This window comes from Psychrobacillus vulpis, from assembly GCF_006861825.1.
In the GTDB taxonomy this organism is placed as follows: Bacteria; Bacillota; Bacilli; order Bacillales_A; family Planococcaceae; genus Psychrobacillus; species Psychrobacillus vulpis.
This window is the reverse complement of the sequence record NZ_VDGI01000003.1, coordinates 140,459-164,977: the sequence shown is the minus strand read 5'-3', so window position 1 is coordinate 164,977 and position 24,519 is coordinate 140,459. Positions and strand designations below refer to the sequence as shown.

Genomic DNA, 24,519 nt, shown 5'->3' with positions numbered 1-24,519 from the left:
GAATCCTTCTTTCCTTTAACTCTGTGGGTCTTCTTTATAGTCACATGAAACACATTGAATTTGAATACCCTTTTTCAATTTCTTCTCTACTAACATATCATTACATTTAGGACATGGTCTATTTATTGGTTTGTCCCACGAAACAAAATCGCAAGTTGGGTAGCGATCACAGCCATAAAAAATACGTTTTGTTTTACTTTTACGCTCCACTATTTGCCCTTCTCCACAAGATGAACACGGGACTCCGATTTCTTTCACGATTGCTTTCGTATTTCGGCAATCCGGGAAATTACTACAAGCCATAAATTTTCCAAATCTGCCTAATTTATATACCATTGGCGAGCCACAATTTTCACAATCCTCACCTGTCGGCTCATCTTTGATAACTATTTTTTCCATCTCTTTATCCGCATGCTCAACATGTTTTTCAAAGTCCTTGTAAAAGCCATCTATTACTTGGACCCATTTTACCTGTCCTTCTTCCACACTATCTAAATCTCGTTCCATTTGAGCTGTAAACTCGATATCCAGTATGTTAGGGAAAAATTCTAAAACAAGTTGGTGTACTATTGTTCCAAGTTCAGTTGGCACAAATCGCTTCGTTTCTAGTGCAACATAGCCTCTTTTTTGAATCGTATCTAATGTTGGAGCATATGTGGACGGTCTTCCTATGCCAAGTTCCTCAAGCGTTTTTACGAGTCTAGCTTCTGAGTATCTTGGTGGCGGCTGTGTAAAATGTTGCTTTGGTTCGATCGATAAAGCATTTACTTTGTCTCCAACTTCTAAAATGGGTAATAGCTTATCTTTATCATCTGTTTTATCGTCTGTTCCTTCTACATAAACCTTCATAAACCCAGAAAACTTTACTTGTGAACCGTTCGCACGAAATATCGCTTCTCCGCTTTTCAAATCAACCGCAACAGTATCTAATATTGCTGAAGCCATTTGACTTGCAACAAATCGTTCCCAGATTAATTTATATAAACGAAATAAATCTCTTGATAAAATATTTTTCACTTGATCTGGTGTTCTTAAAACACTAGTAGGTCTAACAGCTTCGTGGGCATCTTGTGCTTTTTTCGATTGTTTTTCTGCTTTCTTACTTGCTATATATTCCGAACCGTATTCATTTTGAATGTAAGTAAGTGCATCTGCCTTTGCACTGTCCGAAATTCTAGTAGAATCTGTTCGCATATAAGTTATTAACCCAACAGTTCCTTCTTTTTTCCCAAGATCAATTCCCTCGTACAATTGTTGGGCAAGCATCATTGTTTTTCTTGCTCTAAAGTTTAGTTTACGAGCAGCTTCTTGTTGAAGTGATGATGTAGTAAAAGACGGCGCTGGATTTCTTTTACGTTCCTTTTTTACTACATTTGTCACTTCAAACTTTTTGCCTTTCATTACATTTAATACTTCTTTTACTTCATCCTCATTGGAAAGTTTCACTTTATCTTTTTCAGTTCCGTAGTAAAGAGCATCAAATGCTTTTTTACTTTTTTCGAACTGTCCTTCGATAGACCAATACTCTTCTGGGACAAATTGATTTATTTCATTTTCTCGGTCAATGATTAGTCGTAATGCGACAGATTGCACTCGGCCTGCTGAAAGTCCCTTTTTTACTTTTTTCCAAAGAATAGGACTAATGTTGTAACCAACTAGGCGGTCCAAAATTCTTCGCGCTTGTTGTGCATCTACTAAATCCATATTAATAGGTCTCGGATGTTTAAATGATTCTAATATCGCATCTTTTGTTATTTCATTAAATACTACACGACAATCGGAATCGATATCGACGTTTAAAGAATTAGCCAAATGCCAAGCAATCGCTTCCCCTTCTCTGTCGGGATCGGCCGCGAGATAAACTTTCTTCGCTTTTTTTGCAGCATTTTTCAAATCCTGTAATACGGGACCTTTTCCACGTATTGTAATATATTTTGGTTCATAGTTATTTTCTACGTCTACACCCATCTGACTTCTTGGTAAATCTCTCACATGACCAATGGATGCTTTAACTTTATACTTTTTCCCAAGATAACGCTCAATTGTTTTTGCCTTTGCTGGCGATTCTACAATCACTAAATAATCCGACATAAATATGCCTCCTTATAGAAGGTAACTCGCTTTACTCTACAAAACAAATACCTGTTGCAAAATGTATAACAGATTTCCTAGAATTGCAAGGCTTTTCATTTTTTAATTGGTGATTTGTTCATAATCTTTTAGTTCTTCAAGGATTTGATAACCATTCCAAACAGGCTTTGCGCCTTCTAAAATAAGGAGATGTGGACCTTCTGATAATGGTGAATGAATAGATCCTGGAATTGCAAATATTTCTTTTCCATTTTCCAATGCATGCTCCATTGTATAAACTGTACCACTCTTTTGTTTTGCTTCTGTAATAACAACACCTCTTGATAATCCATTAATTATTCTATTTCTCATTGGAAAATTCCACTTTTTTGGTGTTATATACGGGGGATATTCTGTTACTAATAAATGATTTTTCGACATTTTTTCTGCAAGATTTACATTTTGTTTAGGGTATATATGAAGTAATCCCGTACCTAGTACAGCTATTGTCTTTCCTCCTAGATTCATAGTAATTTCATGTGCAAACGTATCTGCCCCTTTTGCAAGACCACTTACTATAACAAAATTTTGCTCTATTAATGGAGGTAAAATCTTTTCTATACTTTGTTTAGAATAGTCAGTAGCATCTCTTGAACCGATAATAGCTAGTTTTTTCGGATTATTTAATAGGTTAATATTTCCTTTTGTGTATATCATTGAAGGCGGATCAAAGAGAGTTTTTAAACTTAATGGATAATTTGGATTGGTATAGCTAATAGGGGTAATGTGATGTTTTTCATAGATTTGTAGAAATGGGGTGTCAACAAATTTTTGATACATTTTTTGCAATTGTAACGCACGATTTTGTGAAATCTTAAGTATGCTAGAAAGCAAACTTAGTTCCATTTTAACTAAATGAGAAAGTTCGGGGTCATATTCTAATAATGGGGACACCTTATTCATTGGAACAGGAAACACATAATGTAGTGCTAAAAAACGATTTAACCATTGCTCATTGTTACGCATATCTTCCCTCCGTTAGTAGTAAAGTGGTAAAAGTTTTTACTATGAGTAGTTATTGCTGGTTCTACTTTCTCATCGAATAAGAAAAACCGGGTAAAAGACGCCCTGTCCTTATAAGAAGAGTAACCGTAGAAATACCGTCGATTTTCGCTACGGCGGACGCTTTTCGCGGGCATGGCTACAGTCTCCTCGTCACTGTAAAAACATGTGCTCCTGCGGTTACTCGTCGCAAAGACACTGGCCAAACAAAGTTCGGCCAGTGTCTTTCCTACGGGGCCTTATGCTCATGCACCTGTCACTTCGCTTTCGGTGCAGAAAACATATGCTATTCCCGCAGAAGTCGCCGCCTACGCTCTAATCAACTTATATGGATCTATTATAATTGCAGCTGTTTATAAGTAGAATGACGATCATTTGAATCCTGAGCGTAACAAAGATAGACTGATTACTTCTTTTACTCTATTTCTAAAAGAGAACAACTTGCTCAGAAGATCGACTCATCGCTGAATATATACAATGATCACAATAATATTCAGATGGAAGTACTCCGTAAAACCAATAAATAGACAGAACATGATTCCATGGATGGAGTGAAAAGCGGCGACTCCTGCGGGGGAAAGCGAGGCAGACTAGACCCCGCACGTAGCGAAGCGTAGGAGGAGGCTCGTCGCTCGCCCGCGGAAAGCGTCCGCTTGTAACGGAATCCTTTAACAAAAGACCATGAATACTGGGTACTTTCTTATCTTAAAAAAAAAGTACGGCAACACCATTAGATGTGCCGTACTTTTATATTAATGTGTTTTACAAGCGTCGTAAAGACCTGCTTCTTTAATTGCTTCGATTAAAGTTTCACCGATAACAGATGGAGTTGCAGCAACTTTCATTCCTGCATCTTTCATCGCTTGAATTTTTCCTTCAGCAGTACCTTGACCACCAGAGATAATTGCTCCAGCATGTCCCATACGTTTACCTTCAGGAGCAGTTTGACCACCAATAAATCCTACTACTGGTTTTTTCATGTTAGCTTTAATCCATGCTGCAGCTTCTTCCTCTGCTGTTCCACCGATCTCACCAATCATAACTACTGCATATGTTTCTTCATCTTCATTGAATGCAGTTAATGCATCAATAAAGTTAGTCCCGTTTACAGGGTCTCCACCGATACCAACAGCTGTTGTTTGACCAATTCCAGCTTGTGTTAATTGGTGAACAGCTTCGTAAGTTAATGTACCAGAACGTGATACAACGCCTACGTGACCTTTTGTATGAATGTATCCTGGCATAATACCGATTTTACATTCGTCAGCTGTAATAACACCTGGGCAGTTTGGTCCTACTAAACGAGTTTTCTTTCCTTCCATGTAACGTTTAACGTTAACCATGTCTAGTACTGGAATATGTTCAGTAATACAAATTGTCATATCTAGTTCAGCATCTACAGCTTCCATAATCGCATCAGCAGCAAATGGTGCTGGTACATAAATTACAGAAACGTTAGCGCCAGTTGCTTTAACAGCGTCTTCAACTGTGTTGAATACTGGAACGCCTTCTACTTCAGTACCACCTTTACCAGGAGTAACCCCAGCAACGATTTTAGTACCGTATTCAAGCATTTGTTTTGTATGGAAAAGAGCAGTTGAGCCCGTAATTCCTTGTACGATTACTTTCGTATCTTTATTAATATATACGCCCATTTTATGTCCCTGCCTTTCTTATCCTACAAGATTAACGATTTTTTGAGCACCGTCTGCCATAGAGTCAGCAGCGATAATGTTTAAGCCAGATTCATTTAATAGTTTTTTACCTAGATCTACGTTTGTTCCTTCTAGACGAACTACTAATGGTACAGCAAGTCCAACTTCTTTCGCAGCAATAATAACTCCTTCTGCGATAACGTCACACTTCATAATACCACCAAAGATATTAACGAAAATACCTTTAACGTTTTGGTCAGAAAGAATGATTTTGAACGCTTCAGTAACTTTCTCAGCTGTAGCACCGCCCCCAACGTCAAGGAAGTTTGCGGGTGAACCGCCGTAATAGCTAATAGTATCCATTGTAGCCATTGCTAGTCCTGCTCCATTAACCATACAACCGATATTTCCGTCTAATGAAATATAGCTTAAGTCGTATTTAGAAGCTTCGATTTCTTTTGCATCTTCTTCGTCAAAATCGCGCATTTCAAGAATGTCAGCGTGACGATATAAAGCATTTGCATCGAAGTTAAATTTAGCATCAAGTGCTAATACGTTGTCATCCGCAGTTACTACTAACGGGTTAATCTCAACGATTGAAGCATCTTTTTCTTTGTACACTTGATATAAACCAAGCATAAATTTCGCTGCTTTATTGACAAGTTTCGCAGGAATATTCATGTTGAAAGCCATACGACGAGCTTGGAAGCCTGTTAAACCTACAACCGGATCGATTTCTTCATAGAAAAGTTTCTCAGGAGAATTAGCTGCTACTTCTTCAATGTCCATACCGCCCTCTTCAGAGCCCATTAATGTAACACGAGAAGTTGCGCGGTCTAATACTAAACCTACATAATATTCCTTTTTAATATCGCTACCTTCTTCGATAAGTAGACGTTTAATTTCTTTACCTTCAGGACCTGTTTGGTGTGTTACTAACACTTTTCCTAATAGTTCCTTCGCGTACTCACGTACCTCATCTAAACTTTTTGCGATTTTTACCCCACCAGCTTTACCACGACCACCCGCGTGAATTTGAGCTTTAACAACATAAACGCTTGAGTTTAACTCTTTTGCTGCTTTAACTGCCTCTTCAGGTGAAAAAGCAACAATTCCGTTTGAAACTGCTACGCCATATTGTCTGAGGAGTTGTTTCCCTTGATATTCATGGATATTCATCTTGCATCCTCCAATCAAACTTGTGTCAAGTAATTTACTACCTATCCCATTGTAATAAAACCGTCACATCTTGTCTACATAAGTAATCTATTTCACTGAAACAACGAATATTCGGAAATTTTGTCGAATTTACAAGAATGATTTCGTGTTTTTTCCTTTTTCTTTATCTATTTTATATACAAATGAAAATACTTCTGCAACTGCTTGAAATAATTCCTCTGGAATGGATTGATTTATATCTAATTGACCAAGAAGTTCTACTAAACTTGCATCTTCTTGTATCGGAACATTATGCTCTTTCGCCTTCAGCAAAATATTTTCTGCAATCTTCCCTTTTCCTTTTGCTACAACGGATGGCGCATGAATGACACCTGGCTTATAACTTAAAGCGACCGCTTCTTTTCGAGTATGTTTTTCATCCATCATATTCTAATATCTACTCCTTGCGACTCTATCCCAGGTAATTTGACCTTCATTTGTGAGGCTAGTTTATGATTTTCGAATGTTTTCACAAACACACCTGATAATTGATAACCAATAGATATGAGACCGTCTTTTAAAGAATCTTTGAATGTATTCGCTATAGGTTGCAATCGTGTGTCATTATTGAACAATGAAATCGTAACAACTCTGTTTTGAACCTGCATATCTATAACTGTCTCTTCTAAGGAGTCTAACTGCAAATAAAACATAATCCGCGCAAAATCTGAATCTATTTTACCATTCTCTTTCATTCTGCCGTTCCACTCTAAAGTAGCATCCATTTTCTTTCCTAAAAATTCTAAAGGAACTTGCATTAATAATTGATGCTGAGGACCATTTTCACTTGATAATATTTGTAAGCCATTCATCCTATTTAGTAGTTGATTGGCTTGATCCTTTAGTGGGAGTGAAATTGTTTGATTTTGTAATAACTCTACTAACTGCGGCTTTAGCTGTGATGCCAATTGTCTAACTTCCTCGCTATTACTACTAAGTTTCGCTTCATAACTAAAACCAAGTGATGTTAATACATCCTTCATCGCATGCTCAAAAGCTTTACCATTTAGTTGATTCATTACAGTTTGCTCAGACTCTATTACTTGTTGATAGACTATACTATTACTATTTTTACTTAATGTTGCTACATGCTGTAATGTTTGAGATATTGCTTCGCTTGTTGGACCTTTACCAAGCAATGATATTAGATGATCTTTCGCGGAAAGGCCATTTGAATCCTTTGAAAAAATAGCTTGTTGGCTTTGTTCTGCAAAAACTTTGACAAGTGCATTATTCACCTCTAGTGGTTGTCCAGTATTTTTTAGCAAAGTCAATATATCATTCTTTTGTTGACTAGTTAATAATGTTTGATCAATTACCCAATTTCGTAGACCCTCCATTACTACTACTTTTTCACTAGGAGCAGATTGTAAGAGCTGCGTTATAAATTCGCCTGCAGAATTTGGTATAGAAACCTGATTCAACATAGGATTTAGATTCGTTAAAGTCGCCTGTGATGGTAAAACTGCTACACCTTTTAAATCTTGTAATATAGATAACTTAGTTGACATACTTGTTTGCGGATTTTGAATCATTTCAATTAGTTTACCGAGTATCGAGCCTGCTACCGGTAATCTAAAAGGTTCTGCCACCTTTTGCAAACTTTGAAATAAATTATTTTTTGTACTAGAAGAAATAGATGAATCCAGTTGCAGAGCTTGGCTAAAATTATCTATGATGGAGAGTAGTCCATTCGTACTTTTTCCACTAATTACAGATTCAAAAAGTTGTTTCGTTAAAGGGATCTTAAGTTCCATCATTTTTTGAATAGCTTCTAATGCTGATTTCATCGATACATCGGGAGGCAATTGTTTGAGTAGTTGTTCTACTTGCACTAGTAATTCTTTTGAAATTGGTATTTGTTCTTTTAAGAAAAACTGAATAGCCGCTTGCATTTCGGTAGTTTTTGTTAAATTCATAGCTTGCAACAACTTTTGTGCTTGTTGGGAAATGCTATTTCCTGTTGTCAATGGTCCACTGACAACTTTTAATTGAAGTTCCGGCTCAGATTTAGTAACTTGGAAAAAGTGTGCGTCTCCTGCTTTTAACGGAGTTTCAAGTTTTGCAATTATCTTTTGGTTACCTATTTGCACTTCTGCCATTTGATTTGGAAACAATTGTTTAATAGTTCCGTGGATTACCTGCCCTTCTTTCATTTGTGCTTGAATACTCGAAGCAATGGATTGAGATGTTTGTGATTGTATAGACGAAAAAGATGTAGAAGTCATTTATTCACCTCATTTTATTAGTAAAGACTTAATAGGCTCGAATGTTTTTCTGTGATGTATCGTTGGACCATATTTATGTAACATTTCAATATGTTGTTTAGTTCCATACCCTGCATGCTTATTAAATAAATATTGAGGGTATTCATCATGTAATTGATCCATATACTCATCTCGTGCTGTTTTAGCTAAAATAGAAGCAGCTGCGATGGCTAAACTCTTTGCATCCCCTTTAATAATCGAATGTGTTTCGATGTCTATAGGGAGCTCCATTGCATCAACTAAAACAACGGAAGGTTGCTTTTGTAAGCATAAAACAGACTCGGTCATCGACTGCTTTGTAGCTTCATAAATATTCAATTGGTCTATTTTTTCAACTGATTGAAAATGGATGAAATAGCTTATAGCATTATTCTTGATCTTATTTGCAAGCTCGCTTCGCTTCTTTTTTGAAATTTGCTTGGAATCATTTAAACCTATCAATTCTTCCGTATTCTTCCTTAAAATAACTGCCGCAGTTACTACCGGACCCGCTAAGGGACCCCGACCCGCCTCATCAACTCCAGCGACTAAATCATTTTCACTTTTACAATAACTACCATCAAATAAAATCTTCTCTTTATGTTCCAACTTTTCAATTTCCAAATGATTTTGCTTGTTCTTCCATGTTTGCAATAACTTATTAGCACCAATTCTGCTATCACTTTCTAGTTCCCTCATCCATGGCTCCCAAGCAGCAGCAATCTCCAATTTTTCTTTTATTTCTTTTAAACTTAACACATCATTCACATCAACTTTCCATTTCTTAATATATGTATCGGCAATTATGAAAAAAAATCGAGAAAACCCTTCTCACCATATGGCAAAAAGGGTAAATTCTATGTTCTATTCTGTTACATAATCAAAAGTCAGTCGTCCCAAATGAAGATTACGAACATCACGGACAATAAGTTCAGCTACTTGGTCATAATCAATTTCTCCACCACTAGCGTAGCATCTTCTTAACTTTCCGATATGATCGAAAGTCTCCACTAAATCTTCACTAACTTCTGTCATTTGATATCTTTCTTCCATTCGATTCGGATAATGTTCTTGTAGAAATCGAAGACCGTATACAGCTAAATCTTCCATATTTATCACTGCATCTTTAATAGCACCAGTTAATGCAAGTTTATAGCCAACCTCTTGGTCTTCAAACTTTGGCCAAAGAATACCAGGAGTATCTAGTAATTCAATTTCCTTTTCGACTTTTATCCATTGCTGTCTTTTCGTAACCCCAGGTGTATTTCCTGTTTTCGCAATATTCTTTTTTGCAAATCGATTAATAAGAGTAGATTTCCCAACGTTTGGAATCCCAACTATCATTGCTCGAATTGCTCGAGGTTTTATACCTCTTTCTCTCATTCGATCCCATTTCGGCTTTAGAAGCTCTTTAGCAGCCTTGAAAACAGTTTGGAGACCTTTTCCTTCTAAAGAGTTAATCGCCACAGCAGGGAGTCCTTTTGAGTCAAAATAGGCTATCCATTTTTTCGTCTCTACTTCGTCTGCCATATCCATTTTGTTTAAAATAAGCAATCTCGTTTTTTGATGAACTACTTCATCAATCATTGGATTTCTTGAGGATAATGGTAAACGCGCGTCCACTAATTCAAATATAATATCCACTAGCTTTAAATTTTCGGTTACTTCTCTTCTTGCCTTGGCCATATGACCCGGAAACCATTGTATTGCCATTACGTACCTCCTTTTGCAAAGAAAAAGAAAGTATATACTTCAGACTGATGACAAACGTTCGAATTCTTCGTTGCGTCAGACACGAGAATTGCTTGCACTTCGTTGTAAGGTCATAAATAGAAGTTCTATTTATGAGCTCCCAGGAAGTAAAACATACAGCCTTTGCCAAATGATGTGGCAAAGTTATGCTGTAATCCTTAGGTCATCCTAGCCACCTTGACCGAAAAGTGTTCTCAAGACAGTCTAATGTGACATCTTCGAATATAGATTTGTCTTCAAACTGAGTATATACTTTTTTATTTTTACAAGTTCATTCTTCTAACGCTTTGTATTATTTAACAAAGCCGATTTCTTTCATTGGCCAAAAAACGAGGTTCGTATTTCCAATTACCTCATCAATGGCAACAAGACCGATATGTCTACTATCTTTACTGTACCTTCTATTGTCCCCCATTACGAAAATATAACCTTCAGGAATTACATTCTCCTGGGTAATGTCTTCCAATGTGAAGTCATCTGTTAAAGAACCTTCAGTAATCTCACTTTTGTATCGATCTAAATATGGTTCTTCAATTGCTTTTCCGTTAATATATAGCTGATCATTTTTATACTCGACATGATCACCAGGTAGACCAATTACACGTTTGATGTAATTTTTTTGCTCTGGTGCATGAAATACTACAATATCAAAACGATCTGGTTCACCAACCATATAACCAATCTTATTAACAACCATTCGATCACCATTTTTTAAAGTCGGCATCATTGATTCACCGTCTACAACAATTGGTGTAAATAAAAAGAAACGAATAATCGCAGCGATACCAAATGCAATCAGCAATGCTTTGGACCATTCCCACAATTCGTTCTTCTCTTTCTTCACTCGTTCCATCAACTTGCCCCCTTTATATACTCCTTATATTGTACAAGGAAAATCTCATTCAAGCAAAAAGAAAGAACAAAATTATGTATGAAATTATTAATAGACTCTGTTTCGAGTGTGCGGTTTGAAAAGAAAAAATGTTGTAGCAAAGGTGAACCACCTTCACTACAACATTTACTTTTTTACTATTAGCGACGCTCTTTAATACGAGCTGCTTTACCACGTAGTTCACGTAAGTAGTACAATTTAGCACGACGAACTTTACCACGACGTACAACTTCTAGGTTTGCAATTTTTGGTGTGTGTACAGGGAATGTACGTTCAACACCTACACCGTAAGAGATTTTACGAACTGTGAAAGTTTCGCTCACTCCGCCACCACGACGTTTAATAACAATACCTTCATACATTTGGATACGTTCACGAGTACCCTCTACAACCTTAACGTGTACACGAACTGTGTCACCAGGGCGGAAAGTAGGAAGATCCGTACGTAATTGTTCTTTAGTGATTTCTGAAATAATGTTTTGCATCATTTTCTCTCCTTCTATAGAATGCTCATACACACATAAACTGTTGCAGCGGAACACCCAAAATCAGTACTTTACATAAAAGTACATAGTAGAATATATCATAACTTTTTTCTATATGCAAGGTAATTTTTTATTGTTGTTCTTTTAATGATTTGATTACTTTCATATCTAAATCACTCAAGTCTACTTGATCCAATAATTCAGGTCTTCTATTTAATGTGCGTTGCAAAGATTGTTCTCTTCTCCATTTTTCAATCTCTGCGTGATTGCCTGATAATAAAACATCCGGAACTTTGTGTCCACGGTACTCAACTGGCCTCGTATACTGCGGATGTTCAAGAAGGCCAGTAGAAAAAGAATCTTTTTCATGCGATTCAGCATTCCCTAAAACATTTGGTAATAATCTTACGACACTATCCACGATTGTCATTGCAGCTAATTCTCCACCGGTAAGTACAAAATCTCCGATGGAAAGCTCATCAGTTACTAAATGCTCTCGAATTCGCTCATCGTAGCCTTCATAGTGTCCACATATAAAAATAAGTTCTTCCTCTTTAGCAAGTTCTTCCGCTTTTTGTTGCGTGAATCGCTCCCCTTGAGGGCAAAGTAAGATTATTCGTCGCTTTTGCTCTTTATTCGTAGTTAGAGAATCAATTGCGTTAAAAAGTGGTTCTGGCTTTAAAACCATCCCTGCACCACCGCCGTATGGATAGTCATCCACTTTATGATGTTTATTGCCAGAGAAATCTCTGAAATTTACTACATTTAGAGCAACTTCATTCTTTTCCTGCGCTTTTTTCAAAATAGATGACCCAAAGACACCAGTAAACATTTCAGGGAAAAGCGAGAGAATATGAATGTTCATCATGATAATAAACCATCTAAAACTTCTATAATGATTTTTTTGTTGTTAACATCCACGTTTTTTACTACATCCTCAATATATGGAATGTAATGAGTTTTCCCTTTCGCTGGTTGCACTGCCCATACGTCATTTGCTCCAGTTTGAATAATTTCCGTAACTTTTCCGATTTCTTCACCTTCCGTCGATACAACTGTACAGCCGATGATTTCATGATAATAGAACTCATTATCTTCTAAATCAGAAAGATTTTTTTCAGAAACCTTTAATGTTGCATCACGAAAAACTTCTACATCTTTTAACAATGAATAACCTTCAAATGTTAATAAATCAAAGTTTTTATGCTTACGATGGCTTGCTACTTTAACAAGGATTGGTTTCGATCCATCCGCTTTAAAAATAGCTAGCTCACTGCCTACTTCATAGCGTTCATCTGCAAAGTCTGTTGTTGAAATCACACGGATTTCACCCCATATTCCATGTGTGTTCACAATCTTTCCAACGTTATACCATTCCATCAAGATACCTCCTAACAAAAAAGGAAGAACACAGTGTTCTTCCTTTTTGACCATTAATCTAAAATGTCGACATATGTTTTTTTCTTCTGGTGACTGCCTGCTGCTGAGTAAACAATAGTACGAATTGCTTTCGCTACTCGCCCTTGTTTGCCAATTACTTTTCCCATATCTTCAGGATGAACAGAAAGCTTGTAAACTATACGGTTCACATTTTCTTCTTTTTCAACCTGAACTTTATCCGGATAATCAACTAATGGTTTTACGATTGCTTCGATCAGCTGCTCCACATTGTCCCCTCCGATTATTTGCCGAGTTTTGCGTTATGGAATTTTTCCATAATTCCTTGTTCTGAGAACAAGTTACGTACTGTATCAGATGGTTTCGCACCGTCTTGAAGCCATTTTAACGCTAATTCTTCGTTAATTTTAACTTCAGCTGGTTTAGTAAGTGGATTGTAAGTACCTACTGTTTCGATTTGACGACCATCACGTGGTGAGCGAGAGTCTGCTACTACAATACGATAGAAAGGAGATTTTTTTGCTCCCATACGTTTTAAACGAATTTTAACTGCCATTTTTATTGCACCTCCGAATAGTTTCACACAAGATAGTATATTATCAAGCTTTTATTTGTTTGTAAAGTGTTTTTTCTTAACACCCTATTTTTTTCTGGAAAAATTATTTGAAAAGGGAGTCCAAACCTGGCATTTTCATCTTTTTCTTCCCTTTTTGTTGCATGTTCGTCATCTGTTTCATCATTTTTTTCATATCTTCGAATTGTTTTAACAATCTGTTAACATCCTGTATAGTCGTACCAGAACCTTTTGCAATTCGTTTTTTTCTTGGGCCATTTATAATTTCAGGTGTTGTTTTTTCTTGCGTATTCATCGAGTAAATAATCGCTTCTACACGATCCATTTGCTTTTCATCGACCTTGGCATTTTCAAGACCTTTAATTTTACCTGCTCCTGGAAGCATTTTTAAGATTTCATCTAATGGTCCCATTTTTTTCACTTGGCTAATTTGTTCTAAAAAATCATCGAATGTAAAAGACTGCGTACGGAATTTTTCTTCTAATTCCTTCGCTTTTTCTTCATCTACATTTGCTTGCGCCTTCTCGATAAGAGACATCATATCTCCCATACCTAAAATACGGGAAGCCATTCGCTCGGGATGGAATGGTTCTAAAGCATCCATCTTTTCACCCATACCTACAAATTTTATAGGCTTTTGTGTTACAGAACGGATAGATAAAGCTGCTCCACCTCGAGTATCCCCATCAAGCTTCGTTAATACAACGCCAGTAATACCAATAGTTTCATTAAAATTATTGGCCACGTTGACTGCATCCTGCCCGGTCATCGCATCTACAACTAAGAACACCTCATCTGGCTCTTTAATTGCACGAATATCTTTAAGCTCTTGCATAAGTGTTTCGTCAATATGAAGTCTACCTGCAGTATCGATGATTACTACATCATGATGCTCTGCTTTTGCATGCTCCATTGCTTGTTTTACAATTTCGACAGGTGAAATATCTGTTCCTAAAGCAAATACAGGTAAAGATAGCTGCTTACCTAGTGTTTCAAGCTGCTTTACAGCTGCTGGACGATAAATATCTGCCGCTACTAATAAAGGCTTTTTGTTGTACTTTTTGCGTAGTACATTCGCAAGCTTACCAGTAGTTGTTGTTTTACCAGCACCTTGAAGACCTACCATCATAATAACAGTTGGCGGTCTCTGTGAAAAAGCAATATGACTTTGCTCTCCACCCATTAACTCCGTTAACTCATCTTTTACTATTTTAATGACTTGTTGACCAGGAGTTAAGCTTTTCATCACTTCTTGGCCTACTGCTCGGTCTGATACGTTTTTAACAAATTCTTTAACTACTTTTAAGTTAACGTCCGCTTCAAGAAGCGCATAACGAACGTCTCTCATCATTTCTTTTACGTCTGCTTCAGAAACTTTTCCTTTTCCTTTGATTTTCTGAATCGTCCCTTGGAGTCGCTCAGCTAATCCTTCAAACGCCATGCATGCCCGCCTCCTAATCCCATTCTTTTAATTGATTAATGAGTTGAATTAGTGTTTCTTCAGATGATTGATTCACCTCTACTTGGAGCAACTGCTCAATCGTTTCTTGCCGTTTATCAAATTTCGTAAACAGATTCAACTTTTCTTCATACTCTTCTAGCATTGCCTCTGTTCGACGAATATTATCATAAACTGCCTGTCTCGAAACTTCGTATTCTTCTGCTATTTCTCCAAGTGATAAATCATCTAAATAATATAGCTCCATATAGCTTCTTTGTTTATCTGTTAATAAAGCCTGGTAAAAATCGAAGAGAAAATTCATACGAGTTGTTTTTTCAATCATTCCCATCTCTCCTTACCAAAATCAATTACGCCTCGGAGTAATTGCGTCCAGATTTTGAATTGTGCTTGCACAATTGATTCCTTTCAAAATCTGTGACATCCGCCGGTGGGTTGTAATTATGTGAGTGTTTTGTAATTCACAAAATTAATTGTCATCCTCTAGTTTAGTAATAGAACATACATCTGTCAAGTATTTTTACTTGTCTCAACCTCTTCTTAAAACTATCAAGACAAAATTTTATTCTTTATCTTCATTTTCACTTTCAAGTTCTAGTCCATCTGCAAAAAGTCCATACACATATTTCTCTGCATCAAATGGTTGTAAATCGTCCATTTGTTCACCTAAGCCTACAAATTTGACAGGAATATGTAGCTTATTGCGAATGGCTAAAACGATACCACCTTTTGCAGTACCATCTAGCTTCGTTAATACAATACCTGTAACGTTCGTTGCTTCTTTAAAAGTTTGCGCTTGGACAAGGGCATTTTGGCCAGTTGTTGCATCAAGCGCTAATAATACTTCGTGAGGAGCACTCGGTATTTCCCGAGAAATAACGCGGTGAATTTTTTCCAATTCATTCATTAAGTTCACTTTATTTTGAAGACGTCCTGCAGTATCACATATTAAAACGTCTGCATCTCTTGTTTTTGCCGCTCTAATAGCGTCATACATTACCGCAGCAGGGTCAGAACCTTCCGCTTGTTTAATCACTTCTACGCCTACTCTATCGCCCCAAACTTGAAGCTGATCAATTGCGCCTGCACGGAATGTATCACCTGCTGCAAGCATCACTTTTTTACCTTCACTTTTTAAACGGTGTGCAAGCTTCCCAATTGTAGTAGTTTTTCCTACTCCATTTACACCAACGAACAATATTACGGATAACCCTTCTTTTTCTAGTTGTAGCTCCGTTACATTGTCCTCGCCAGCCTCATATATTTCTACAAGCTTTTCAGAGATAACGGATTGAATACCGGCAGTATCTTTAATATTTTTGCGTTGTACTTCAAAGCGTAAGGAGTCCATTAACTCCAGAACTGTTTCAAAACCTACGTCTGCTTGAAGTAATATTTCTTCTAACTCTTCGAAAAAGTCTTCATCTACTTTTCTGTATTTTGCAACAAGATCATTTACTTTAGAAGTAAATTGGTTTCTAGTTTTAGCCAGACCTTCTTTAAATTTATTTGTAATAGAAATCGTTTCTTCTTTTTCTTGAGTTGTTCCCATCATTTTTTCTTTAAACTTTTTAAAAAAACTCATTTTTAAGCTCCTTTACGTTACTAATTGCTCTTCTAATTTTACAGAAACTAATTTGGAAATACCGGATTCTTGCATTGTAATACCATACAATACATCCGCTCCTTCCATAGTACCTTTTCGATGCGTAATAACGATAAATTGTGTATCATGACTGAATTTTTTCAGGTAATCGCTATAGCGAGTAACATTTGCTTCATCAAGTGCTGCTTCCACTTCATCTAAAATACAAAATGGCACGGGACGAGTATGCAGTATAGAAAACAATAAAGCAATCGCTGTTAGAGCACGCTCTCCTCCGGATAACAGAGAAAGATTTTGTAATTTTTTACCAGGAGGTTGTGCCACAATATCAATACCAGTATCAAGCAACGAAGTTGGATCCGTTAGAACTAAATCCGCTTGACCACCACCAAATAATTCGCGGAAAACAACTTTAAAATGTCGCTGTATTTCATTGAATGTCGTTTCAAATCGAATGGTCATTTCCTCATCCATTTCTCTTATCACTTCATGCAACGTTTCTTGTGCGGAAAGTAAATCTTCCCGTTGTTCTGTTAAGAATGAATGACGTTCACTTACTTGTTCAAATTCTTGGATAGAGCCTAGATTAATCGGTCCAAGTTCTTCAATAGAACGTTTAAGTAACTTTACTTTTTTACGTGCAAGCTCCTCCTCCATTTCAAATGGGAAGTCGCGTTCTGCTTCTTCTAAAGTTAATTCATACGTATCTTCTAGATGAGTTTGTAAAGTGTCCAATTCTACTTCTAATTTACTTAGTTTTATCTCGATAGAACGTTCTTCATTTGTTTGGATTCCCGCTTGATGTTGTAATTGTTTTAGTGAGTCTTCTGAGTTTCCAATATTTTGAACAAGCTCTATTCGCTTTGTTTTACCAATTTGAATTTGCTCGATTAAATGATCTTTTGTCGTTTTGTGTCGAGCAATTAGATTTGTTAGTTCTTCTACTGAAGTGCCTCCCAAGTCATCATTTTCATACCATGCAATCTCTTTTTGTAGCGAACTTATTTTTTGATTGCTCGTTTGGATGGAATTGACAAATTGCACTTTTTCTTTTTCTTGCTGTGAGACTTGTTCATTGACTACTGCAATAAGCGATAACAGCTCACCAAGCTCATTTTGAAATTTATCTTTCTCTTCAATTGATTGCTGTTTTAGCATTTGCAGCTGATCAATCGTCTGTTGAATAGATGCTAGTGATTCCTTAATCTCTGCATTTCTTGTTGCAGTTTGTTCTTTTTTACGTAACAAGTCCTCATGCAAATTATTTTTTTCTGTTTTTTCTTCATCGTATCCAAGTATTTGATTTGTCAGACGGGAAATAATTGCAGCGTATTCTCTTGTCTCCGAAAGTAATTTATGTTCTTGCTCCCGTAAAGTTTCTCCAGCGAGCCTTGTATCTTCCAACTCTTTTTTCAAGAGCTGTACTTCTTGTTTTCTAGAAGCAACAGATTTTTCTGCTTGTAATACAGACTTTTCTAACTCTACTAACTTATCATTTAACTGCTCAAGCTCTACTTTACGCGTGAATAAAGAAGATTGTTGTTTAACAGAACCACCCGTTAATGAACCACCTGCATTTACAACATCGCCTTCTAAAGTGACAAAGCGAAATTTGTATTGCACTCTGGATGCCATCTCGTTTGCACCTTTTAAATCCTTTGCAACAACAATATTTCCGAGCAAATTTTCTACAATAATTTGATAACCTTCATTATAATGAACTAGCTTATCCGCAGTATTTACAAAAGAAGGATGTTCTTTAATCATCGCTAATGTTTGCTCATTTAGTTTACGAGACTTCATAACTTGGAGTGGAAGGAAAGTAGCTCTTCCTACTCTCTTCTTTTTCAACCATTCAATCGCTAATCGCGCATCTTGACTTGAATCTGTAATAATATGCTGAGACTGTTGCCCAATTGCTGTATCAATGGCATTCATATACTCATGCGGTATTTGGATTAATTCCGCTACTGCACCATGAATCCCACTCAGTTCTTTCTTGTCTCGGGCAATCAACACCTCTTTTACTCCTTGGAAGAACCCAGAAAACTCAGATTCAAGCTCCTCTAGTGAATCCTTCCGTGCTTGCATTTGATGCTTCATTTGATAAGCTTGTTGAAGCATAGTTTGTTGCTCTTCAAATGCATTTTCTAGACGTTCAGATGCTTCCCGCTTCGTTTTAAAATCTAATAATTTTTGTTCAAGTTCCGACTGACAAATAACCAACATCTGATCTGATTCGATTTTTCGTTTCGTCAGTTTTTCAAGTTCTTCTTTTATTTCTGTATATTCTTCAATCATTTTTTCTGAAGATACTAATTCGAGATGAAGTTGTTGCTCCATATGCTTCATTTCATTCTTCATAGTTGCTTCTTCGTTTAAAAGATCGATATACGTACTTTTTAAATCCTCTATTTCTTCTTCTACTTCTGAAGCTGATTTGCTTAATACATTTTCTATTTGAAGCTTTTTCGAGCGAAGTTCCTTTAGAAGAGTTTGTTTTTCTGATTTAGATACATTGTTTTCTTCCAGCTGCTGGTTGAGTAACTCCAGTCTTTCCTGTTCTTCTTCCAATGCTCCTCGCAACTGAGAAATTTGTTGACTAGCATTTTGCTTTTTTTCCGCAAGCAACAATTTTCTACCTTCCAAACGCTCTAATTCGGAGCTTGCCTCTACTAGCTCACTTTGCTCGGAATCCAATTGCTCATCTATTTCAGACATTACTTTTCTGTCTTTTTGAATACTCGTTTCGATTTCTTTTATTTTCGATAGAAGAACTTGTTTTTTTTCTTCCAATGTTTGTAGTTTTGTATGTAAATCAGAACTTTCCTGAACGAACAGTCTTAAATCGTGTGCAATTACTGCAATTTCGATATCTTTGAGTTCTTCAGACATTCTTAAGTAATCAGATGCAAGAGATGATTGAATTTGAAGTGGCTCCATACGTCCATCTAATTCGTGTAGTATATCTAACACTCTATTTAAATTATCATCTGTCTCAATTAGCTTGAATTCCGCTTTCTTTTTTCTCTGTTTATATTTAAGTACACCTGCAGTCTCTTCAAAAATAGTTCTTCTATCTTCTGGACGGCTATTTAATATTTCATCCACACGACCTTGAGAAATAATCGAAAACGCTTCTTTTCCGAGTCCAGAGTCCATAAATAAATCGGTGATATCTTTCAACCTACACGTTTGCTTATTTAACAGGTACTCACTATCCCCAGATCGAAAAACCCTCCTTGTTACACTAATCTCTGCAAAATCAAGTGCAACTCGATTATCCGAGTTATCTAATATTAATGTAACTTCTGCAAAATTTAACGCTTTTCTTGAATCACTTCCAGCAAAAATAACATCTTCCATTTTTGCACCACGAAGTGATTTAGCAGATTGTTCTCCTAAAACCCATCTAATCGCATCCGTTACATTACTTTTTCCACTACCATTTGGACCAACAACTGCTGTAACCCCTGGGACAAAATCTATTCCAATTCGGTCAGCAAATGATTTAAATCCAACTATTTCTAATCTTTTAAGGAACAATATTATTCCTCCCGTTCATAATCCTTTAATGCAAGAATTGCTAGTCTTGCTGCTTGTTGTTCCGCTTCTTTTTTTGATCGACCATTGCCAATCCCTAGTTCTTTCGAGTTTAACATGACACGAGAAACAAAGGTGCGATTATGCGCGGGACCTTTTTCCTCGACAATTTCATAGCTTAGCATACCATTGTTTTGTTGTTGAATAACTTCTTGTAGCTGACTTTTATAATCCATCACATGCGAAAAAGCACCGAGTTCGATTTTCGGGAAGACGATTTTTTCTAAAAATGAAACAACCGTTGATAATCCCTGATCTAAATATAAAGCACCGATAAATGCCTCAAATACGTCTGCAAGCAACGCAGGTCTTTCACGACCGCCTGTTTGTTCTTCCCCTTTTCCAAGCAACACATATTTTCCGAAGTTAAGTTCATTCGCAAATAGTACAAGTGATGGCTCACAAACAATTGCAGCACGAAGCTTTGTAAGCTCTCCTTCACTCATAGTTGTATATTGCTGAAATAGAAATTGAGATACAGACAATTCTAGAACCGCGTCTCCCAGAAATTCCAATCTTTCATTATCGGTAAAAAATTTTCGACGATGCTCATTCACATAGGATGAATGGGTAAAGGCTTGATACAATAACGTGGGATTTTCAAATTGAACTTGGAAATGCTTTTGAAAGTGTTCAAATTGTTCCTTCACATTATCGGGAAAAACTATTTTTTTCGGATGAATACTTTTACGATTTACTTTCATGAATAATCTGCCTTCCTAACTTGTCTAGCTTTATACACCAGATTGGCGGTGTCTTCTGCTTTCATGCATTATCATCTATGCTCTTTAGTTTACCTGTTTCTATGGCTTTGTGCAAAAAGAAATAGAGACGTCCTATCTCTATTCACATGGAATAGGTAGAACGTCTCTTCCGCTATTTAAATTAGCCTTGTTTGCTTTCAATATAGCTAACTGCACTTCCTACAGTTGAAATGTTTTCAGCATCTTCATCTGAAATTTCCATATCGAACTCATCTTCAAGTTCCATAACTAATTCTACTACATCTAGAGAATCAGCACCTAGATCTTCACGGAAAGATGCTTCTAATTTTACTTCGCTCTCGTCTACACCTAGACGATCAACGATTACTTTTGTTACGCGTTCTAAAACTGTTGACACATTTGTCACCTCCCCTCAATGATTATACAGAATTTCTTTGCTCAATAAAAGTCTATTACATGAACATTCCACCGTTTACATGAATCGTTTGGCCAGTAATGTAATTTGCATCATCAGAAGCCAAAAATGCAACTGCTTTTGCAATATCTTCTGGATTCCCAAACTTAGCTAGTGGAATCTGACTTAACATTTGAGTTTTTACTTCTTCAGGTAGAGCTTCTGTCATATCTGTTGTAATGAAGCCTGGTGCAACAGAGTTAACAGTAATATTACGGCTCGCAAGCTCTAAAGCTGTCGTTTTTGTTAAACCAATTACTCCTGCTTTAGCAGCTACATAGTTTGCTTGTCCAGGATTACCTGATACCCCTACGATAGAAGTGATATTAATAATACGCCCGTGTCTCTGCTTCATCATTTGACGAGTAACGGATTTCGTACATAGGAATACACCTTTTAAGTTCGTGTTTAGTACATCGTCCCATTCTTGTTCTTTCATTCGCATTAATAAATTATCACGTGTAATTCCCGCATTATTTACTAAAACATCAATCGAACCAAAATGTTCTAAAGTCGCACTTACTAAGTTTTGAACATCCTCCGCTTGGTCCACGTTTGCTTGAATCGCAAATGCCTCTCCACCAAGAGACTTAATTTCTTCTACTACTGCTTCTGCTTTTTCTTTACTACCGCTGTAGTTTACAGCAACTTTCGCGCCTTCTTTAGCAAGATAAAGCGCAATATCTTTTCCTATTCCACGAGACGCGCCTGTTACTATAGCAGTTTTTCCGTCTAATTTACCCATTTATAACCTCTCCTATTTCAGTAATTACTTGTTGCAAAGTTTCCTCATCGTACACGCAATAAGTAGTAACTGAGCGATCGATTTTTTTCACTAATCCGCTGAGTACTTTGCCAGGTCCACATTCGATAAATACAGTAACTCCAAGCTCGATCATTTTTTGTACGGATTCTTCCCATCGAACTGGCGAATATAACTGTTCTACTAATAGGTTTTTAATCTCTGAGGCAGATGATACTGGATTAGCAGTAACATTTGAAATAACTGGAGTTACTGCGTCTTCTAATCCAAGTGATGATATGGCGTCATCTAATTTATGTGCTGCTGGTCGCATCAATTCTGAATGGAATGGTCCACTTACAACTAGCGGTATAGCTCTTTTTGCTCCTGCTTCTTTCGCTTTTACGGAAGCTTGTTCTACTCCTGCAGCCGTTCCTGATATTACAATTTGGCCTGGGCAATTCAGATTCGCTACTTGTACAGTTTCACCTTTACTAGAAACTTCTTTCGTTACTTCAGTTAACGATTCTTTATCTAACCCTAAAATCGCAGCCATTGCGCCTTCTCCAGCAGGTACTGCTTCATTCATAAATAAACCTCTTTTATGAACTAATAAAACCGCATCTTCAAAACTCAATACATTGGATGCAACTAGCGCTGTATATTCTCCTAAGCTATGACCAGCAGTATAGCCTGGAGAGATACCCGCTGCCAATAACTTTTTGGCAATCATAGTACTTGTCGTAAGTAATGCAGGTTGTGCATGATATGTTTTCGTCAACTCTTCAGCAGGTCCCTCTAACATAATCTTAGATAAGGAAAACCCTAATACTTCGTCTGCTTGTTCATAGTATTTTTTACTTTCTGTATCATTTTCAATGAATGGTTGACCCATTCCAACAGATTGTGAACCTTGTCCTGGAAAGATAAATGCAATTTTAGTCATTGGAAGATTCCTTTCGTAAAGTACTTTGTATAATGCCACAAACATCATATTCTACCATTGTTCTGGCTTGTCGAATAGCATGAAAAATAGCATTTGCATTGGAAGAACCATGCGCTTTAATAACTGGAGCTTTCAAGCCAAACAATCCAGCTCCACCGTATTCCGTGTAATCTAATTTTTGTTTTAGACCTCTAAGTTCATCTTTTACTAAAAGCGATGAAATTTTAGCTTTCGTTGAAGCAGTAAATGCTTGTTTCAACATCGTAAAAATACCAGACGCAGTACCTTCGATTGTTTTTAATACCATATTCCCTGTAAATCCATCGGTTACGACTACATCCGCAGCCCCTGTTAACAAATCTCTAGATTCCACATTTCCGATAAAGTTTATTGGAGCTTCTTTTAATAAAGAAAAAGCCTCTTTTGTAAGTTCATTTCCTTTATTATCTTCTGTCCCAATATTCAATAGTCCAACTCGTGGGTTTTCGATGCCGCGAACTTTTTCCGCATAAACGCTACCCATAACTGCAAATTGTTGCAAATGTTCTGGTTTAGCATCCGAATTTGCTCCTAAATCAAGCATAACAAATCCTTTACCATCGAGTGTAGGTAATGTCGGTGCTAATGCTGGACGATCTGCCTGGTCAATACGACCAACTACAAATAATCCTGCAGCCATTAGAGCCCCTGTATTCCCAGCAGAAACACATGCATCTGCTTCTCCAGTTTTTACGGATTCCGCCATTCTCACCATAGAAGAATTTTTCTTTCTTCGAACAGCTCTTACTGGCTCATCCGTCCCTTCAATTACTTCATCTGTATGTATAACCGTTAATCGCTCATGCGCAGTTATTAATGGAGTTAACTTCCCCTCATCACCGTATAACTGGATGTTTATATCATCAAATGCTTGTAATGCTTCGTATACACCTTTTACTATTTCGTGTGGGGCATTGTCTCCACCCATCGCATCAATGGAAATTTTCATTAGTCATCACCTTTTTTAAGACTTTGTTACTCGATACATACTAAAATGACCAACAAACACCGTGTCATTTTCTACCTTACTCGTCACTTCGATTAGTGTGCTATTCTTTTCCGTATCACTGGAAACTACAATAGCTTTAGCAATTACTCGATCACCAGCTTTTACTGGTTTTACAAATGTTATATTAGACTTTCTCGTTAAAGCTAATTCATCATTTATAACCGCAACTGCCAATGAATTCGCTTGTGCAAATAAATGATGTCCACGCGCTATTCCATTTCTTGCAAAGACGTGGTCTTGTGTAATATCTAATAAAGAAATGGCTTGTCTGTCTAAATCAATATCAATAATTTCTCCAATCACTTCATCTATCGGAAGAGATTTAACCTCTTCTCCAAAATTATGTGCTGCTACATTTTTTATGCGCTCTCGCAATTCTGGGATAGCTAGTTCCATTCGATCTAAACGTATCGTCTGAACGCTTACATTAAATGAGGACGCTAATTTTTCATCTGTGATAAATGGGTTTTTCTCTAGCGTTTCTAAAAGTAGTTTTTGTCGTTCTTTTTTTGAGTATTTCATCCAATCACCACCATTTTAGCACTTGGTACTAATATCAGTATATAAACATTAAAAAAAGAATG

General features: G+C 36.8%; 24 protein-coding genes. All 24 read right to left on the bottom strand.

Features of this window, described 5'->3' with window-relative positions; genetic code table 11:
• Positions 1–15 precede the first annotated feature (15 nt).
• A complete protein-coding gene (gene topA, locus FG384_RS04760; RefSeq protein ID WP_142641441.1) occupies positions 16–2,091 on the bottom strand; it encodes a type I DNA topoisomerase in 2,076 nt (691 codons plus the stop codon).
• A gap of 102 nt (positions 2,092–2,193) precedes the next feature.
• The gene (gene dprA / locus FG384_RS04755; protein WP_142641440.1) at positions 2,194–3,096 is read right to left on the bottom strand and encodes a DNA-processing protein DprA; all 903 of its coding nucleotides are present in this window, start codon (positions 3,094–3,096) and stop codon (positions 2,194–2,196) included.
• A gap of 788 nt (positions 3,097–3,884) precedes the next feature.
• On the bottom strand, positions 3,885–4,787 hold the full coding sequence (gene sucD / locus FG384_RS04750) for a succinate--CoA ligase subunit alpha (RefSeq protein WP_142641439.1): 903 nt from the start codon (positions 4,785–4,787) through the stop codon (positions 3,885–3,887).
• 18 nt (positions 4,788–4,805) lie between these two features.
• Positions 4,806–5,966, bottom strand: coding sequence for an ADP-forming succinate--CoA ligase subunit beta (gene sucC, locus FG384_RS04745; protein WP_142641438.1), 1,161 nt, complete (start codon positions 5,964–5,966; stop codon positions 4,806–4,808).
• 129 nt (positions 5,967–6,095) lie between these two features.
• Positions 6,096–6,392, bottom strand: coding sequence for an EscU/YscU/HrcU family type III secretion system export apparatus switch protein (locus FG384_RS04740; RefSeq protein WP_142641437.1), 297 nt, complete (start codon positions 6,390–6,392; stop codon positions 6,096–6,098).
• Positions 6,389–8,233 (bottom strand): hypothetical protein, encoded by a 1,845-nt coding sequence (locus FG384_RS04735; protein ID WP_142641436.1) that lies wholly within the window; start codon positions 8,231–8,233, stop codon positions 6,389–6,391. The genes FG384_RS04740 and FG384_RS04735 overlap by 4 nt, the downstream gene beginning before the upstream one ends.
• A 9-nt stretch (positions 8,234–8,242) precedes the next feature.
• Positions 8,243–9,010, bottom strand: a complete 768-nt coding sequence (locus FG384_RS04730; RefSeq protein WP_142641624.1) for a ribonuclease HII — start codon at positions 9,008–9,010, stop codon at positions 8,243–8,245.
• 105 nt (positions 9,011–9,115) lie between these two features.
• Positions 9,116–9,964 carry a ribosome biogenesis GTPase YlqF gene (gene ylqF / locus FG384_RS04725; RefSeq protein WP_142641435.1) on the bottom strand — a complete coding sequence of 283 codons (849 nt, stop codon included), beginning with the start codon at positions 9,962–9,964 and terminating at the stop codon, positions 9,116–9,118.
• 331 nt (positions 9,965–10,295) lie between these two features.
• The gene (gene lepB / locus FG384_RS04720) at positions 10,296–10,856 is read right to left on the bottom strand and encodes a signal peptidase I (RefSeq protein WP_142641434.1); all 561 of its coding nucleotides are present in this window, start codon (positions 10,854–10,856) and stop codon (positions 10,296–10,298) included.
• A 179-nt stretch (positions 10,857–11,035) separates the two neighbouring features.
• Positions 11,036–11,380, bottom strand: a complete 345-nt coding sequence (rplS, locus tag FG384_RS04715) for a 50S ribosomal protein L19 (protein WP_142641433.1) — start codon at positions 11,378–11,380, stop codon at positions 11,036–11,038.
• 130 nt (positions 11,381–11,510) lie between these two features.
• Complete coding sequence (gene trmD / locus FG384_RS04710) at positions 11,511–12,245, bottom strand: tRNA (guanosine(37)-N1)-methyltransferase TrmD (protein WP_142641623.1); 735 nt, start codon at positions 12,243–12,245, stop codon at positions 11,511–11,513.
• Positions 12,245–12,760, bottom strand: coding sequence for a ribosome maturation factor RimM (gene rimM, locus FG384_RS04705; RefSeq protein ID WP_142641432.1), 516 nt, complete (start codon positions 12,758–12,760; stop codon positions 12,245–12,247). The genes trmD and rimM overlap by 1 nt, the downstream gene beginning before the upstream one ends.
• A 53-nt stretch (positions 12,761–12,813) precedes the next feature.
• Positions 12,814–13,047, bottom strand: a complete 234-nt coding sequence (locus FG384_RS04700; protein WP_142641431.1) for a KH domain-containing protein — start codon at positions 13,045–13,047, stop codon at positions 12,814–12,816.
• 14 nt (positions 13,048–13,061) lie between these two features.
• A complete protein-coding gene (rpsP, locus tag FG384_RS04695) occupies positions 13,062–13,334 on the bottom strand; it encodes a 30S ribosomal protein S16 (protein ID WP_053590001.1) in 273 nt (90 codons plus the stop codon).
• Between the two features lie 103 nt (positions 13,335–13,437).
• A complete protein-coding gene (gene ffh / locus FG384_RS04690) occupies positions 13,438–14,793 on the bottom strand; it encodes a signal recognition particle protein (RefSeq protein WP_142641430.1) in 1,356 nt (451 codons plus the stop codon).
• Positions 14,794–14,806: 13 nt separating this feature from the next.
• Positions 14,807–15,136, bottom strand: a complete 330-nt coding sequence (locus FG384_RS04685) for a putative DNA-binding protein (RefSeq protein WP_420849941.1) — start codon at positions 15,134–15,136, stop codon at positions 14,807–14,809.
• 237 nt (positions 15,137–15,373) lie between these two features.
• A complete protein-coding gene (gene ftsY, locus FG384_RS04680; RefSeq protein WP_142641428.1) occupies positions 15,374–16,396 on the bottom strand; it encodes a signal recognition particle-docking protein FtsY in 1,023 nt (340 codons plus the stop codon).
• 12 nt (positions 16,397–16,408) lie between these two features.
• Entirely contained in the window at positions 16,409–19,963 is a 3,555-nt protein-coding gene (gene smc / locus FG384_RS04675; RefSeq protein ID WP_142641427.1) for a chromosome segregation protein SMC, read from the bottom strand.
• Between the two features lie 2 nt (positions 19,964–19,965).
• Positions 19,966–20,724 (bottom strand): ribonuclease III, encoded by a 759-nt coding sequence (rnc, locus tag FG384_RS04670; protein ID WP_142641426.1) that lies wholly within the window; start codon positions 20,722–20,724, stop codon positions 19,966–19,968.
• Positions 20,725–20,905: 181 nt separating this feature from the next.
• A complete protein-coding gene (gene acpP / locus FG384_RS04665; RefSeq protein WP_142641425.1) occupies positions 20,906–21,142 on the bottom strand; it encodes an acyl carrier protein in 237 nt (78 codons plus the stop codon).
• A gap of 55 nt (positions 21,143–21,197) precedes the next feature.
• Positions 21,198–21,944, bottom strand: a complete 747-nt coding sequence (gene fabG, locus FG384_RS04660) for a 3-oxoacyl-[acyl-carrier-protein] reductase (protein ID WP_142641424.1) — start codon at positions 21,942–21,944, stop codon at positions 21,198–21,200.
• Positions 21,937–22,887 carry an ACP S-malonyltransferase gene (gene fabD / locus FG384_RS04655; protein ID WP_142641423.1) on the bottom strand — a complete coding sequence of 317 codons (951 nt, stop codon included), beginning with the start codon at positions 22,885–22,887 and terminating at the stop codon, positions 21,937–21,939. Before fabD ends, fabG begins: the two co-directional genes overlap by 8 nt.
• Positions 22,880–23,875, bottom strand: coding sequence for a phosphate acyltransferase PlsX (gene plsX / locus FG384_RS04650; protein WP_142641422.1), 996 nt, complete (start codon positions 23,873–23,875; stop codon positions 22,880–22,882). The genes fabD and plsX overlap by 8 nt, the downstream gene beginning before the upstream one ends.
• 15 nt (positions 23,876–23,890) lie before the next feature.
• Positions 23,891–24,457 carry a transcription factor FapR gene (gene fapR / locus FG384_RS04645; protein ID WP_142641421.1) on the bottom strand — a complete coding sequence of 189 codons (567 nt, stop codon included), beginning with the start codon at positions 24,455–24,457 and terminating at the stop codon, positions 23,891–23,893.
• Positions 24,458–24,519: the final 62 nt, after the last annotated feature.